We start from the raw sequence: 14,534 nt of genomic DNA on the forward strand, positions 1-14,534 counted from the left end.
GGACGTGGATCCCGCCCCGGACCCGGACCCCGAGGTGACGTCGCCCCCTACCGCGACCCTGGCGGCGCTGCTCCGCGCGGCCGCGGCGGCCGAGCCGTCGCACGACGCCGTCGTCCTGCCCGGCGGCCGCGCCACGTACGCCGAGCTGCTCGCCCGCGCCGACGCCTGGGCACGCCGCCTGCACGGCCTCGGCGTCCGCCCCGGCGACCACGTCGGGGTCATCGGCATCAACGGCCTCGAGGTGGTGGCCGTCCTGTTCGGCATCGCCCTCGCCGGTGGCGTCGTCGTCCCCCTCAACCCCCGCTACCGGGCCGCGGAGCTCGCCCACGTCGTCGGGGCGTCGGACGTGGTGGTCCTCGTCGTCGACGACGCGGTGGCCGAGGACGTCGACTTCGCCGCCCGGCTCGTCGAGGCGCTCCCCGCCATCGCCGGCACCGACCCGTGGGCCCTCGCGGTGCCGCAGGCCCCGGCACTCCGACACCTCGTCCACCTCGGACCGCAGCCGCCCGCCGGCATGCTCTCCGGCGACGCCGTCGAGGCCGTCGCCCCCGCGGCGCTGCCCGCCGCCGTGGTCGGCGCCGTCGCCGCGGCCGGATCGCGCGACCCGGCGGTCATCATGTACACGTCCGGCACCACGTCCCACCCGAAGGGCGCTGTGCTGTCCCACGAGTCGCTCGTGGGCTCGAGCACCACCCTCGCCGAGCGGCGCTACGCCCTCGGGCCCGACGACCGCCTGCTCGACCCGCTGCCCCTCTTCCACATGGCCGGGATGATGGGCCTCGTGGGCAGCGTGGCGTGCCGCGCGACGTTCCTGACGCTGCCCCGGGTCGAGGCGGGCGCGGTCCTCGCGATGGCGCGCGCCGAGCGGCCCACGATCGCCTTCTTCGGCTTCTCCGCGATCGCGCTCGCCGTGCTCGAGCACCCCGACCGCCGCGACGACGACCTGGCGGCCCTCCGCATCCTCCACACCAACGGTGCGCCGGAGGCCCTGTCCCGCCTCCAGCGCGGGCTGCCGCACGCGGTGGTGCTGAACCCGTACGGCTGCACCGAGATCGGCGGGATGATCTCGCTGTCGGAGGTGACCGACCCGTTGGAGGCGCGGCTGACCCACTCCGGCCGGCCCTGGCCGGGCGTCGAGGTCCGCATCGTCGACCCGCTGTCGGGGACCCCGCTGCCGCCGGGCGCGCGCGGGGAGATCACCGCGCGCGGCTGGTCGCTCTTCGAGGGCTACCACGGCGACCCGGCGGCCACGGCCGCCGTCCTGGACGACGACGGGTGGTTCCACACCGGGGACCTCGGGTCGCTCGACGCGGAGGGTCGCGTCGAGTACGTCTCCCGCCTCAAGGACATGCTGAAGGTCGGCGGGGAGAACGTCGCGGCCGCGGAGGTCGAGCACCTGCTCATGGGGTACGCCGACGTCGTCGTCGCCGCGGTCGTGGGCGTGCCCGACCCCCGCCTCGACGAGGTCCCCGTCGCCTTCGTCGAGCTGCGACCGGGTGCCGACGTGACCGGCGAGCAGATCCGCGCCTGGTGCGAGGGACGGATCGCCAGCTTCAAGGTCCCCCGCGAGGTCCGGGTGGTCACCGAGTGGCCGATGTCGGCGACGAAGGTCCAGAAGTTCAGGCTGCGGGACCAGCTGCTCGCCGAACGGGGCGCATGACGTCAGGTCGGGACGCCGACGCCGACGCCGGCGCCGCTCATGCGACCGTGATGCCGCCGTCGATCACGAAGATGTGCCCCGTGGTCCACGCCGACTCCCGGCTGGCCACGTACACCGCCAGGTGGGCGTGCTCCTCGGGGGTGCCCAGGCGCCCCAGCGGGTAGCGCTCGTGGATCCGGTCCATCCCCTGGGCCGCCGACATGCCGCCCCCCGCCGCGTAGGTGGCCTCGACCAGCGGCGTCAGGATCGTCCCCGGTGCGATGCCGTTGACCCGGATCCCCGCCGGGGCGAGGTCGATCGCCGCCTGCTTCACCATCGAGATGCACCCGCCCTTCGCGACCGCGTAGGGGAAGATGCCCGGCACGCCGACGATCCCGCCGATGCTCGACTGCACGATGATCGACCCGCGCCCGCGGGCGCGCATGTGGGGGATCGCCGGGCGGAACGACAACCACTTCGCCTTGAGGTTGACCGCGATCACCCGGTCGAAGTCCTCCTCGGGCGTCGTGTCGGGCCCGCCCGGACCGGCGATGCCGGCGCACGCGTAGACGATGTCGACGACCTCGAAGGCGTCGAGGGCCGCCCGCGTCACCCCGTCGGCCTGGTCGCGGTCGCTGAGGTCCGCGACCACGTCGATCGCGGTCCCCCCGGCGTCGGTGATCGCCGCGACCGTCCCCGCCAGCCCCCCGGCGTCGAGGTCGGCGCAGACCACCGCCGCCCCCTCGGCCGCGAAGGCCGTCGCCGCCGCCCGGCCGAGCCCGGACCCGGCGCCCGTGACGATCGCCACCTCACCCGCCAACCGGTCGACCACGTGGACCTCCTCGCTCGTGCCGGCACACCCCGGACCCTGCACCCTACGCCACCTACTGCCCGTTTGGTAAGTCGTCTCCCGCGGCATACGCTGCACCCGCCGATGCGCCTGTCCACCACCACGACCCGCGCCCTGCTGACCGGCGCGATGGCGCTGTGGGGGCTGCAGTTCGTGGCGAACCACGAGCTCCTCGAGGTGCTGACGGCGGTCGACATCGTGGTGGTCCGCTTCATCGCGATCGTCGTCGTCGTGGGCGCCGCCCTGCTCGCGGTCCCCTCGCTCCGCCCCCGGATGACGCGGCGCGACCTGACCGTGCTCGCCGTCGCCGGCGCGCTGGCGGTGCCGGGATCCCAGCTCGCGCTGGCACAGGGGCAGAACTACCTGGCGCCCGCGATGGCCGGCCTGGTCGTGGCCACCCAGCCGGCGGTGACGGCCGCGATGTCCGCGGTCCTGCTGCGCGAGCGGCTCACCCGGCTGAAGCTCCTCGGCACCGTCCTCGCGCTCGCCGGCGCGGCGGTCGTCGTCGTGTTCGCCACGGGGGGCGGCACGGCGCTGACCGTCCGGAACCCCTGGGGGGCTGCGCTCGTGTTCGCCGCCCAGGTGTCCTTCGCCGGCTACACGGTCATGACCAAGGCCGTGCAGGGGCGCATGCCGCCCCTCACCCTGACCTTCAGCGGCCTCCTGCTGGGTGCGATCTGGTTGGCGCCGTTCGTGCCGCAGGCCCTGGCCGACGCCGGCGCGCTCGAGGGCCTGCGCTGGCTGTGGTTCATCCAGCTCGTCGTCGGGGGCACCCTGATCCCCTACATCGTCTGGAACCTCGCCCTGACGACCCTGCCGGCCAACGAGGTCGCCTCGTACGCCTACCTGGTGCCGCTCTTCGGCGTGGCGTGGAGCTGGGCGATCCTGCGGGAGGACCTGTCGCTGATCGGGCTGGCCGGCGGCGCGCTCATCATCGTGGGCGTGGTCCTCACCCAGGTGCGACGGCGCCAGCCGGTCGCCCCCGAGGTCCCCGCCGCCTCGGCCTGACGCGCCCGGCGGACGCCGGCGTCAGCGTCGGACGACGTACCCGATGGCCTCGCGGTCGACCGTGCCCTCCGGCAGGCCGCCACCGGCCGCACCCACCAGCAGGTGCTTCTGCACGCGGTGGGAGGTGTTGCGCGGGAGCTGGTCGACCACCGCGAGGTACCGCGGCACCGCGAAGTGCGGCAGGCGGGTCTGGCAGTGGTCCAGCAGGCCGGCCACGTCGAGCGTGGCGCCGGCCTGCAGCTCGAGGAAGGCCATCACCTCCTCGCCGCTGATCTCGTCGGGCACGCCGACGACGGCGCTGCCGGCGACGTCGGGGTGGTCCTCGATCACGACCTCGACCTCGAACGCGGAGACGTTCTCACCGCGGCGCCGGATCGCGTCCTTCTGCCGCCCGACGAAGTGGAGGTAGCCGTCGGCGTCGAACCACCCGCGGTCGCCGGTGTGGAACCACAGGTTCCGGAACGCCTCCACCGTCGCCTCGGGCATGCCCTCGTAGTGGGAGATCATGATGTGTGGCCGCGACGGCCGGACGACGATCTCGCCGACCTCGCCGGCCGGCAGCGCGCGGTCCTCCGCGTCGTGGATGGCGACCTCGCAGTCGTCGAGCACCTGCCCGCACGTCCCCAGGCGGTGGGCGCCGGCGCGGTTCATGGTCACCGCCCCGGTCTCGGTCATCCCGTAGAGCTCGTGCAGCGGGACGCCGAAGCGCTCGGTGAAGGCCCGTGCGACCGGCTCGGGTGCACCGGCCCCGTAGCCGACCCGGACGCCGTGCGCGGTGTCGACCGGCCGCTCCGGCTGCTTCGCCAGCATGGTGAGCAGCGACCCCAGGTAGTGGATGGCCGTCACCCCCTCGGCCCGGCACTCCTCCCAGAACCGGCTGGCGGAGAACCGCTCCCGGATCACGACCCGCCCGTCGACGAGCATCGCCGCCAGCGTCGACACGTACCGGGCCGCCACGTGGAACAGAGGGAACGTGGTGAACAGCACCTCGCCCGACCGGAACCCCGCGGCCCCCGAGACCGTGCGGGCCAGGCGGAAGTTGGCGCGGTGGCTGAGGACCACGCCCTTCGAGGGCCCGGTCGTGCCGGAGGTGAACAGGACGACCGACGGGTCGGTCTCGTCGACGTCGACGCGCGCCCGCGGCGTCGCGCCGGCGGTGAACGCCTCCAGTGTCACCACGTCGGCGCGCCCGACGGATCCGGGCCGGGCGCCCTCCGCCGGCCCGGCGGCGACGACCGTGCGCAGGGCCGGGAGGTCGTCGGCCACCGCGGCGATGCGGTCGAGCGATCGGGCGTCGACGACGGCGAGCGCGCTGTGCGTCAACGCGAGCGCGTGGCGCAGGCCGTCACCGCGCGAGGCGGTGTGGAGGGGCACCTCCACCACGCCGGCCTTGGCCATGCCGATCCAGGTGTGCACGAAGCTCGGGCCGTTCGGCAGCATGATCGCGGCCCGGTCCCCCTTCGCGAGGCCGGCGGCGCCCAGCGCCCCGGCCACGACCTCGGTGCGGTCGTCGAGCTCGCCGTAGGTGAGCGGCACGCCGGGCGACCCCGGCTCGGCGCCGTCGCCGGTGATCGTGATCGCCGGCACGTCGGGGTCCGCGGCGGCGCGCGAGCGGATCAGGTCACCGAGGACATCCATGCCCATCATGCTAGTGGATTCGGTGTTCTACTGTCTGTTCAGTAGAATCCGGTTCCCGATCGAGGAGCGCCCCGTGACCGACCCCGAGCAGCTGGCCGCGATCCGCGACGTCGAGCAGGTCTTCGTCACCTACTTCGACCGCGTCGACGCGAAGGACCCCGAGGGCGCCGCGGCGCTCTTCGCCGAGGACGCGCGCATCGAGATCATGACCGGGCGGCAGATCACCGGCCGCGACGCCTACGCCCGGACGCTCGCGGCGGTGCTCGGCCAGTACGCGAGGACCAGCCACCACCTCTCCAACGTCAAGGTGACCGTGGAGGGGGACACCGCCCGGCTGGTCGCCTACGTCGACGCCGTCCACCGCATGCGCGAGGACGGGCGGATCTGGGAGCTCTGGGCGCGCATCGTCGACGTCCTCGAGCGCCGCGACGGGGAGTGGGTCGTCGTCGAGCACACCCTCCACGGCGTCGACTCCGAACCGCCCTGGGACGCCATCCCGGAGGAGTGGTACCGCGGCCACCCCGACCGGCCCTTCGGCTAGGCACCACCTCAGCCGCCCGCCGCGACCCCGGTGGTAGGGTCCCCCGTCAGCGCTGGACCGGGACGCGGCAGACAGGGGTGGCACACATGGGTGATGGAGACGGTCCGCCGCTCCGCCCCGACGTGACCCCCCGCAGCGTGGCCCGCAGCCGCCCGCAGAAGACCGCGATCATCGTGGCCGCGGCCATCGTGGACCGCATCACCGCGCAGGGCCTGCACCCCGGTCACGTCCTGCCCGCCGAGCGCGTCCTCATGGAGGAGTACGACGTCGGTCGCGGCACCATGCGCGAGGCGCTGCGCTACCTCGAGCTCCAGGGCGTCCTGACCATCAAGCCCGGGCCGAAGGGCGGCCCGGTGGTCGCCGCGCCCGACAGCCGGCACCTGGCGTCGACCTTCGCGCTGCTGATGCAGTTCGCCGGCACGAGCTTCGGCGCGGTCATCGACGCCCGCCGCTCCATCGAGCCGGTGACCGCGTCGCTCGCCGCGACCCAGGCCACCAGCTCGCCCGTGGGGGACCAGCTGCTCGAGTCGGTCACGTCGATGGAGGCGGACCTGGGGGACTGGGACCACTTCCTCGACGAGAACCGGCGCTTCCACGACCTGGTCGCCTGGGGGTCGGGCAACCCGATCTTCGGCTACCTCGTGAACTCCCTCCACTGGATCACCGACGGCACGGTCCTCGGGATCGACTACCCCCTGCGGTTCCGCCGGGCGGTGCTCGACGCCCACCGCCGCGTCGCCGAGGCGGTGAAGGCCGCGGACCCCGAGGCGAGCCACGCGGCCATGACCGACCACATGGAGGACACGCGCCGGTACTTCGAGCGGCGCTACCCCCAGGTGCTCGACCAGCAGCTCAAGTGGGAGCAGTTCGGCGGCGCCTGAGCCGGGCGTGCGCCGTCAGCCGACGACGTCGATGGGGCGCGCCAGGTGGTGGGCGGAGCCGAAGACCGCGCCGGCCAGCGCCATGGCCGCCTCGTGGGCCGGCTCGGCGAGGTGGGCGAGGGCGTCGGCGACCGACGCGAAGGTGAGGACGTCGACCAGGTCGCAGGCGGCGGGTCGGCGCGCGGTGTGCCAGTCGTGTCGGGGTGTCAGCCGCGCGTGGCCGAGGACGCGGTCGTCGGCCGCCACCACCTCCGCCCAGCGGTGCGCGCGCTCGACCAGCGCGTCGACGCCGCGCTCGGGGTGGGCCCGCCAGAGGGACAGCAGCGTCACCGGATCCGACGGCCGGCCCCGGTCGAGCAGCTCCTCCCGCGTGCCGAGCACCCAGCTGGCCCGCGACTTGTCGACGAACCGGTCCTCGTCGGCCCGGACCGCCCCCTGGTAGTGGTCGGAGGCGAAGCCGGCGTCGTGGGCCTCGAGGTCGTCGAAGTCGAGCTCGGAGCACGCATCGAAGCCGGGGTAGGGCAGCGGCGGGCGCCCGTCGACCAGCACGCCGTGGTGCTGGGTGTAGCGGCGGACGCCGGGGATCGACCCGGCCGCGTCCGCGTGCTCCGTGCGCCAGTGCGCCTGGAACGACGCCGGCGTCGCGGCCGGGTCGCGGGGGGCCATGCCCAACCTGGTGATCATCGTCCGCCTCCTGCAGCTCGCGCTCGTTCGATGCGATCGATTATCCTAGATTCGGTCGACGCCGTCCGCGCCACCCCGCCCGGGGCCGGGGCGCCGACCGCCCCCGAGGGGCGTACGTTGGATGGCCGTGGTGGCAGGAGGGCACGTGGGTGACGTCCGGACCGAGCAGCGGGGAGACGTGGCCTGGATCACGCTCGATCGACCCGATCGGATGAACGCCTACGACCAGGCGATGGCCGAGGAGATGATCGCGGCGGTGCGGGACGCCGCCGACGCCGGCGTCATCGTGATCACCGGCACGGGGCGCGCCTTCTGCGCCGGCGGGTACCTCGCCAACCTGGCCGAGGCCGACGCGGCGGAGCTCCGCGGCATGTTCTACGGGTCCCTCCGCCTGCTCGAGGAGATCAGGCTGTCCCCGCGGCCGGTGATCGCCGCGGTCAACGGGGCGGCAGCCGGCGGCGGCAACGAGCTGGTGGTCGCCTGCGACCTCGCGGTCGCGGCGCGGTCGGCGACGTTCGGCCAGACCGGCCCGAAGGTCGGCAGCGCGCCCGTGCTCGGCGGGACGAACCTCCTGGCGGTGCAGATCGGCGAGAAGCGGGCCAAGGAGGTCAGCTTCCTGTGCCGTCGCTACGACGCCGAGCGCGCGCACGAGCTCGGCTGGGTCAACGAGGTCGTCGACGACGACGAGCTCGAGGCGGCCGTGACGCGCATGGCCGACGAGCTGCTCGCGATGAGCCCGCGGTACCTCGAGATCGCGAAGATCAGCTCGAACCTGTGGTGGAACAGCGCGCGGGACGGCTACGTCAGCGGGCTCGGGATGCTCGTCCAGGCCATCGGCTCGGACGACATGCTGGAGGGCGCCCGGGCCTTCATGGAGAAGCGCCGACCCCGCTGGCCGGGCCGGTCGGGGGCGGAGGGCTAGGCGCGGTGGCCGCCGACCAGGTCGTGGTCCACGACGCGGGGGAGGGGCGGGTGGTCTGCGTCGACTCCGCCTACGACGCCGACGGGCGCAACACCGGCACCGACGTGGTCGTGACCGGGTCGTACTGCGGCGTCCTGCCCGCCCGGTTCGTGTCGGCGCACCGGCCCCGCGCAGCCATCGGGCTCGACTGCGGCATCGGCCCGGCCGGGGCCGGCGTGGCGGGGCTGTGGTACTACGAGGCGCTCGACATCCCGGCGGCCGCGGTCGACGTGATGACCGTCCTGCTCGGCGACGGCGTGGACGTCTGGACCAACGGAGTCGTGTCGATGGTGAACGACCCGGCTCGCCGCGCCGGGGTCCGGTCGGGGATGGCCGTGGCGGACGCCGCGCGCCGGCTCCTCGCGGCGGACGCCGCGACCGGGCTCGGCCCGGCCGACACGACCAACCGCACCGTGGTCGTCAGCGGTGACGACGGGGACGTCGTGTGCACGGACTCCATCGCCTTCGGGCTGCCCTCAGACACCGACCGGAACGTCCTGTGCACGGCCGGGCACACGGGCCGGAGCGCCGTCCCCTACCTCCGCAGGGTCCGGCCGCGCGGCTTCATCTGCTCGGACGGGGGGCGGGGCAGGGACGACTCGGGCATCGCCGGCCTGGCCGTCGTGGGGGCCGAGGGGCTCGCCGGTGCCTGCGTCGACGCCCGCACCGCCGCCATGGGCGACGGCCGCAGCACGTACGACGACGGCGTGATCAGCGCGCGCAACGACCCCGCGGCCGCGCGTGGCGTCGAGGTCGGCATGCCCGCCTCGGAGGCGGCGCTCCGCCTGCTGTCCGGACCGCCTGCCCCGCCTTGACAACGCCCCGCCGGGGCGGGAGAGTATCGAGTTTAATTACTGGTCGGTAAACTAACCGGACCGACGAAAGGGCCACCGGGTGCTGTTCCTGCAACTCCTCCTCAACGGGATCGCGATCGGCTCCATCTACGCCATCGTCGCCCTGGGGTTCGTGCTGGTGTTCAAGGCCACTTCGGTGCTGAACTTCGCCCACGGGTCGTTCCTGATGATCGCCTCGTACCTGGCGGTGACCTTCATCGCGGTCATGGAGCTGCCGTTCGCGGTCAGCCTGATCATCATCGCGCTGCTGCTGGCCGTCCTCGGGGTGGTCCTGCACTACTCGATCATGCGGTTCATGGTCGGCAAGGCGTTCTTCTCCGTCGTGCTGGTCACGGTCGGCCTCGAGATCGTCATCCGCGCCGTCCTGCTGATCGCCTACGGCCCGACCCCCCGCGGACGCCTGACGGCGCTGCCGCAGGGCCAGCTCCAGTTCGGGGGGATCATCGTCCCCTACGTGAACCTGTTCATGGTGCTGGCGGCGGCCCTGGCGGTCGGCGCGTTCCTGCTCTTCTTCCAGCGCAGCCGGCTCGGGCTCCACATGCGCGCGGTGGCGGAGAACCTCGAGGCGGCGGCGGCGATGGGGATCGACCCCAACCGCATCTACGCGGCCGCCTGGGCCATCGGCCTCACGATGGCGGGCATCGGCGGGGTCATGTACGCCCACTACACCCCGTCGGTCTCCCTCGGGCTGTCGGTCATCGGCCTCCGCGCCTTCCCGGCCGCGATCCTCGGCGGGATCGACTCCGTCGGGGGCGCGATCCTCGGCGGGCTGCTCGTCGGCATCGTCGAGAGCGTCGGCGCCGGCTACCTGGGGGCCGAGTACCGGGATGTGATCGCCTTCGGGATCATGTTCGCCGTCCTGCTGTGGCGACCGTCGGGCCTGTACGGGACCCGCGACCTCGTCCGCGTCTGATCTGGTGAGGACCATGAGCCGATACACGACCGACTACCGCCAGGACCTCCGGCTGCTGCGGACCCGATCGCAGCGGTGGCTCGCAGCCGTCGTCGTCCTCGGGGCGATCGCCCTGCCGTTCGTCCTGTCGGCCAGCTTCCGACCGCCGCTCGGCTTCCCGTGGAGCGAGTGGTTCCCGGCGATCAACCTGGCCCTCATCGCGGCGATCGGCGCGGCCGCCTTCAACCTGCTGCTGGGCTACACCCACCAGGTGAGCGTCGCCCACGCGGCGTTCCTGATGCTCGGCACGATGGTCGGCGCCTGGATGGGCCAGCTCCACGACATCAACTTCGTCGTGGTGCTGATCGCCTCGACGGTCGCCGGCGGGGTGGTCGGGGTGATCGTCGGCCTCCCGGCGCTGCGGTTCCGCGGCCTGTACCTGCTGATCGCCACCTTCGGCGTGCACTTCTTCTTCTTCCTCGGCTACAAGGAGTTCATCACCGCCTTCTTCGGCTTCAACGCGATCCGCTTCGACGCGCCGATCGTGCCGGAGTGGCTGCACTGGCTGCCGTTCATCACCCCGGACGACGCCGGGGTCTTCGCGATCAGCGGCAACTTCCGGTGGTACTGGTTCCTGCTGCCGCTCGCGGCCGCGAGCATCCTCTTCATGTCGAACGTGATCCGCAGCCGCGAGGGCCGGGCGTTCATGGCCATCGCCGAGCACGACGTCAGCGCGTCGCTCATCGGCGTCAACGTCACCAAGACCAAGCTCCGCGCCTTCGCCCTCTCGTCGGCCTTCGTGTCGCTCACCGGCACCGTCGGGGCCTACTACATCGGCGCCCGCGGCGAGGACTCGTTCCCGTTCGAGATCGTCCTCTTCTACGCGATCATGATCATCGTCGGCGGCATCAGCTCGTTCCAGGGCGCCGTCTTCGGCGCCTTCTTCTTCTACCTGGCACCCGTCCTGTTCGACTGGATCCGCGCCGAGGTGCCCGGCATCCGCTCGATCCAGTTCCTGCAGGACTACGCCAACGAGACGAACCTCGCCATCTTCGGCGCGCTGATCGTCATCGTCCTCGTCGCCAGACCCACCGGCCTGACCGGCATGTGGAAGTCCGTGAAGGGATACGTGAGCTCATGGCCGTACAGCAGCTGACGGGCACCGGGGCGACCCCGGCGCAGGCGGACGGCGACGGGCTGGTCGTCCAGGGCCTCGCGGTCGACTACGCCGGCAGCGTCGTCGCCCTCGACGGCGTGTCGATCTCGGTGCCGCCCGGCGGGTTCGTGTCCGTGCTCGGCGCGAACGGCGCCGGCAAGACGACCCTCGTGCGGACGATCACGAACCTGCTCTTCGTCCACGACGGGCACATCCGCCAGGGGACCATCACCCTCGACGGCGAACCCGTGCACGGCATCGGGGCGCGCCGCCTGGTCCGCGCCGGCGTCTGCCAGGTGCCGGAGGGCCGGATGCTGTTCCCCCGCCTCACGGTGGAGGAGAACCTCCGCGTCGGCGCGGCGAGCCGCTCGTCGGCCAAGGAGATCGACGCCGACGTCGACCGCATGTGGGAGCTGTTCCCCAACCTCGTGAAGCGACGCGGGGATCGCGCCGGGTACCTGTCCGGCGGTGAGCAGCAGATGATCGCCGTCGGCCGGGCGCTGATGGCCCGCCCGCGCCTCCTCATCTGCGACGAGTTGTCCCTCGGCCTCGCCCCCATGATCGTGCGGGACCTCTTCGACCTGCTGACCCGCCTGAACGCCGAGGAGGGGGTCGGCGTCCTCGTCATCGAGCAGAACGCGCGCATGGCGCTGTCGCACAGCCACTACGGCTACGTGCTCGAGACGGGCCGCGTCGTCGTCGAGGGCACCAGCGCGGAGCTGCAATCCGACGGCTACGTGCAGGAGTACTACCTGGGCGGTGCCGGCGAGGCCAAGGAGGCCTACGAGGCCGTCGTCGCCCGGTACGCGAGGAGGAGCGCATGAGCGCCGCATCGACCGAGGTGGCGCCCGAGGTGGCGCCGCAGATGACCGACCCGATCCTGTCGCTGCGCGACGTGACGGTGCAGTTCGGCGGGCTCAAGGCCTGCGACGGCGTCACCGCCGACGTACGGCGCGGTGAGCTCTTCGCGCTGATCGGCCCCAACGGCGCCGGCAAGACCTCGCTGGTCAACGCGATCACGGGCATCTACCGGCCCAACAAGGGCGCCACCCTGGCCTACACGGGTTCCGACGGCGACACCCACGACCTCATCGGCCGGAAGCCGCACGAGGTGGTCACGCTCGGCGTCGCCCGCACCTTCCAGAACCTCGGGCTCTTCCCCGGCCTGTCGCTGCTCGACAACATGATGCTCGGGCGCTACATCCACCAGCGCGGCGGGGTCTTCTCCGGCGGGTTCCGGACCCGCCGCGCGGTGCAGGAGGAGGTCGCCGCGCGCGCCGCGGTCGAGCGGGTGATGGACCTGCTCGAGATCAGCCACCTCCGCTTCGACCTGGTCGGCGAGCTGCCCTACGGGCTGCAGAAGCGCATCGAGCTCGGCCGGGTGCTCGCGATGGAACCCGACCTGCTGCTGCTCGACGAGCCCATGGCCGGCATGACGGTCGAGGAGAAGCAGGACGTGGTCCGCTTCATCTTCGAGATCAGGGCCGAGCTCGACGTCACGGTGCTCCTCATCGAGCACGACATGGCCGTCGTCATGAGCATCGCGGACCGCGTCCTCGCGCTGAACTTCGGACAGCCGATCGCCCTCGGCACCCCCGAGGAGGTCCAGCGGACCCCCGCGGTCGTCGAGGCCTACCTGGGAGCCGAGTGATGCCCGACACCGTCTGGTCCCGCCTGCTGCAGCGCGCGACCGCCGAGCCCGGCTCCGTCGCCATCCTGCAGAAGCGCTTCGGCCTGTGGACCGAGACCTCCTCCGCCGCGCTCGTCGGGCGCGCCGGGCGGACGGCCCTCGCGCTGCGCGACGAGGGCGTCGGGCGCGGTGACGTGATCGCGCTGGTCCTCGCGCCCCACGAGGACCGCGTGGTCATCGACCTCGCCGCCCAGCTCGTCGGCGCGCAGGTCGTCGGCATCGCGACCGGCACGCCGCTCGAGACGGTGCGCCACATCCTCGCCGACGCGGCGCCGCGGTTCGCGGTGGTCCAGGGCCAGGCGGCGGCCGACGGGATCCTCGAGCTGATCGACGCCGGTGCGCTGCCCACCCTCGAGCGGATGTGGTACCTGGACCCCGCCGGCGTGCAGGAGTACGTCGCGACGGTCCTCGCGCCGTTCCCCGAGGTCGCCGCCGAGGGGTCGCCGCCGGCGGCGCTCGAGGGCATGGTCGCCGAGATCGCGCCGGACGCCCCGGCGGTGCGCAACCACACCTCGGGGACGACGGGCCTCCCCACCCCGGTGGTGCTCACCCACGCGAACCTGCTCGCCGCCGCCGAGGCGACCGTGGCGGCGTTCGGGTTGGGCGCCGGCGACCGGGTGCTGTCGTTCCGGCCGCTGTCGGACCCCGTCGAGCGCGGGGCCACGCTGTTCCCCGCCCTGCTGTCCGGCGCCACCCTCGTCCTGCCCGAGTCCCGCACGAGCGTCGGCCAGGCGATGGTCGAGGTCGCCCCCACCTACCTCCACCTCACCTCCCGGTTCGTCGAGGAGCTCGCGACCGACGTCCGCCTGCGGATGCAGGCGGCGCACGGGGGGAAGCGGGTGGTGGTGCGGTCCCGGAACCGGCGGGTCGGCGCGGCGGCCGACGCCGGCCGGACGCCGCAGCCGTCGGTCATCTCCCGCGCCCTCGTCGGCCGACCGGTGCTCGCCAAGCTCGGCCTCGACCAGGTCCGGTGGCTGCTGGTCAGCGGGACGGCGATCTCGCCCGAGGCGCTCGCGTTCTTCGCCGCCCTCGGCGTGCGCGTGCGGCCGGCCTACTCCTGCGCCGAGGCCGGCGGCATCGCCATGGCCGCCACCGCCGCGGAGGCGACCGACGACCAGGCCCTCCAGCCCCTCCCCGGGGTCGAGGTGCGGGTGGTCGACGACGAGCTCCAGCTCCGCGGCGCGCCGATCGCGGTGCCGGACGGCACCGACGGGTGGCTGCGGACGGGGGACCGCGCGGAAGAGGTCGCCGCCGGGACCGTCGTCACCGGGCGCGTGGGGCAGGTCGTCGCCACGCCCGGCGGCCGTGCCGTGACCGCCCAGCAGCTCGCCGCGCGCCTCCGGTCGTCGCCGTACATCAAGGAGGCGGTGGCCGTCCGGGAGTCCGACGCCCTCGTGGCCGTCCTCGAGCCGGCGATCCCGACGATCGGCCGGTGGGCCAGCCGCCAGGGCCTGCGGTTCACGACGCCGCGGTCGCTCCTCGAGCGCCCGGAGGTCCGCGACCTGCTCGAGCGGGCCACCACCGCGGCGGCCGAGCGCCTGGACGTCCGGGTGGACGAGGTGCGCGTGCTGGGCGAGCCGCTCGGCGTGCGGACGGGCACCCTGACCTTCACCGAGAAGGCGATCGCCGACGCGGTGCTCGCGGCCCCGCTCGTGTCGCGGGCCGCCTCGCCCACGGCACCCACCGCGTCACCCGAGGGGGCTCCCGCCCGATGACCGGTCGCTGCGCGCGGGGGCGGGT

At 73.4% G+C, this 14,534-nt stretch carries 14 protein-coding genes; 11 read left to right on the forward strand and 3 right to left on the reverse strand.

Annotated elements, in window-relative coordinates; all coding sequences use genetic code 11:
* Nucleotides 1-4 precede the first annotated feature (4 nt).
* The gene (locus ACEQ2X_RS02380) at nucleotides 5-1,660 is read left to right on the forward strand and encodes a class I adenylate-forming enzyme family protein (protein WP_372530536.1); all 1,656 of its coding nucleotides are present in this window, start codon (nucleotides 5-7) and stop codon (nucleotides 1,658-1,660) included.
* Nucleotides 1,661-1,697: 37 nt separating this feature from the next.
* Here ACEQ2X_RS02380 and ACEQ2X_RS02385 read toward each other — a convergent pair whose 3' ends face one another.
* Nucleotides 1,698-2,471 (reverse strand): SDR family NAD(P)-dependent oxidoreductase, encoded by a 774-nt coding sequence (locus ACEQ2X_RS02385; RefSeq protein ID WP_370324156.1) that lies wholly within the window; start codon nucleotides 2,469-2,471, stop codon nucleotides 1,698-1,700.
* A gap of 102 nt (nucleotides 2,472-2,573) precedes the next feature.
* Here ACEQ2X_RS02385 and ACEQ2X_RS02390 point away from each other — a divergent pair, with 102 nt between their 5' ends.
* Nucleotides 2,574-3,497 (forward strand): DMT family transporter, encoded by a 924-nt coding sequence (locus tag ACEQ2X_RS02390; protein ID WP_370324157.1) that lies wholly within the window; start codon nucleotides 2,574-2,576, stop codon nucleotides 3,495-3,497.
* Nucleotides 3,498-3,518: 21 nt separating this feature from the next.
* Here ACEQ2X_RS02390 and ACEQ2X_RS02395 read toward each other — a convergent pair whose 3' ends face one another.
* Entirely contained in the window at nucleotides 3,519-5,135 is a 1,617-nt protein-coding gene (locus ACEQ2X_RS02395; protein ID WP_370324158.1) for an AMP-binding protein, read from the reverse strand.
* A gap of 73 nt (nucleotides 5,136-5,208) precedes the next feature.
* Here ACEQ2X_RS02395 and ACEQ2X_RS02400 point away from each other — a divergent pair, with 73 nt between their 5' ends.
* Complete coding sequence (locus ACEQ2X_RS02400; RefSeq protein WP_370324159.1) at nucleotides 5,209-5,676, forward strand: nuclear transport factor 2 family protein; 468 nt, start codon at nucleotides 5,209-5,211, stop codon at nucleotides 5,674-5,676.
* 86 nt (nucleotides 5,677-5,762) lie between these two features.
* A complete protein-coding gene (locus ACEQ2X_RS02405; RefSeq protein WP_370324160.1) occupies nucleotides 5,763-6,557 on the forward strand; it encodes a FadR/GntR family transcriptional regulator in 795 nt (264 codons plus the stop codon).
* Between the two features lie 15 nt (nucleotides 6,558-6,572).
* Here ACEQ2X_RS02405 and ACEQ2X_RS02410 read toward each other — a convergent pair whose 3' ends face one another.
* The gene (locus ACEQ2X_RS02410) at nucleotides 6,573-7,241 is read right to left on the reverse strand and encodes an EthD domain-containing protein (protein WP_370324161.1); all 669 of its coding nucleotides are present in this window, start codon (nucleotides 7,239-7,241) and stop codon (nucleotides 6,573-6,575) included.
* A gap of 121 nt (nucleotides 7,242-7,362) precedes the next feature.
* Here ACEQ2X_RS02410 and ACEQ2X_RS02415 point away from each other — a divergent pair, with 121 nt between their 5' ends.
* From ACEQ2X_RS02415 to ACEQ2X_RS02445, 7 genes are all read left to right on the forward strand, one after another.
* Nucleotides 7,363-8,163, forward strand: coding sequence for an enoyl-CoA hydratase/isomerase family protein (locus ACEQ2X_RS02415; protein ID WP_370324162.1), 801 nt, complete (start codon nucleotides 7,363-7,365; stop codon nucleotides 8,161-8,163).
* A 5-nt stretch (nucleotides 8,164-8,168) separates the two neighbouring features.
* Nucleotides 8,169-9,017, forward strand: coding sequence for a hypothetical protein (locus ACEQ2X_RS02420; protein WP_370324163.1), 849 nt, complete (start codon nucleotides 8,169-8,171; stop codon nucleotides 9,015-9,017).
* 79 nt (nucleotides 9,018-9,096) lie between these two features.
* Complete coding sequence (locus ACEQ2X_RS02425) at nucleotides 9,097-9,969, forward strand: branched-chain amino acid ABC transporter permease (RefSeq protein ID WP_370324164.1); 873 nt, start codon at nucleotides 9,097-9,099, stop codon at nucleotides 9,967-9,969.
* A 13-nt stretch (nucleotides 9,970-9,982) separates the two neighbouring features.
* A complete protein-coding gene (locus ACEQ2X_RS02430) occupies nucleotides 9,983-11,104 on the forward strand; it encodes a branched-chain amino acid ABC transporter permease (RefSeq protein WP_370324165.1) in 1,122 nt (373 codons plus the stop codon).
* Complete coding sequence (locus ACEQ2X_RS02435; protein ID WP_370324166.1) at nucleotides 11,086-11,928, forward strand: ABC transporter ATP-binding protein; 843 nt, start codon at nucleotides 11,086-11,088, stop codon at nucleotides 11,926-11,928. Before ACEQ2X_RS02430 ends, ACEQ2X_RS02435 begins: the two co-directional genes overlap by 19 nt.
* The gene (locus ACEQ2X_RS02440) at nucleotides 11,925-12,755 is read left to right on the forward strand and encodes an ABC transporter ATP-binding protein (protein WP_370324167.1); all 831 of its coding nucleotides are present in this window, start codon (nucleotides 11,925-11,927) and stop codon (nucleotides 12,753-12,755) included. The genes ACEQ2X_RS02435 and ACEQ2X_RS02440 overlap by 4 nt, the downstream gene beginning before the upstream one ends.
* A complete protein-coding gene (locus ACEQ2X_RS02445; RefSeq protein ID WP_370324168.1) occupies nucleotides 12,755-14,509 on the forward strand; it encodes an AMP-binding protein in 1,755 nt (584 codons plus the stop codon). The genes ACEQ2X_RS02440 and ACEQ2X_RS02445 overlap by 1 nt, the downstream gene beginning before the upstream one ends.
* Nucleotides 14,510-14,534: the final 25 nt, after the last annotated feature.

The sequence above is a fragment of the Euzebya sp. genome, assembly GCF_964222135.1.
In the GTDB taxonomy this organism is placed as follows: domain Bacteria; phylum Actinomycetota; class Nitriliruptoria; order Euzebyales; family Euzebyaceae; genus Euzebya.

Coding starts and splice junctions, on each gene's coding strand:
- ACEQ2X_RS02435 (WP_370324166.1), top strand. CDS start 11,086: ATGGCCGTACAGCAGCTGACGGGCACCGGGGCGACCCCGGCGCAGGCG.
- ACEQ2X_RS02410 (WP_370324161.1), bottom strand. CDS start 7,241: ATGATCACCAGGTTGGGCATGGCCCCCCGCGACCCGGCCGCGACGCCG.
- ACEQ2X_RS02430 (WP_370324165.1), top strand. CDS start 9,983: ATGAGCCGATACACGACCGACTACCGCCAGGACCTCCGGCTGCTGCGG.
- ACEQ2X_RS02405 (WP_370324160.1), top strand. CDS start 5,763: ATGGGTGATGGAGACGGTCCGCCGCTCCGCCCCGACGTGACCCCCCGC.
- ACEQ2X_RS02390 (WP_370324157.1), top strand. CDS start 2,574: ATGCGCCTGTCCACCACCACGACCCGCGCCCTGCTGACCGGCGCGATG.
- ACEQ2X_RS02395 (WP_370324158.1), bottom strand. CDS start 5,135: ATGGATGTCCTCGGTGACCTGATCCGCTCGCGCGCCGCCGCGGACCCC.
- ACEQ2X_RS02440 (WP_370324167.1), top strand. CDS start 11,925: ATGAGCGCCGCATCGACCGAGGTGGCGCCCGAGGTGGCGCCGCAGATG.
- ACEQ2X_RS02445 (WP_370324168.1), top strand. CDS start 12,755: ATGCCCGACACCGTCTGGTCCCGCCTGCTGCAGCGCGCGACCGCCGAG.
- ACEQ2X_RS02415 (WP_370324162.1), top strand. CDS start 7,363: ATGGCCGTGGTGGCAGGAGGGCACGTGGGTGACGTCCGGACCGAGCAG.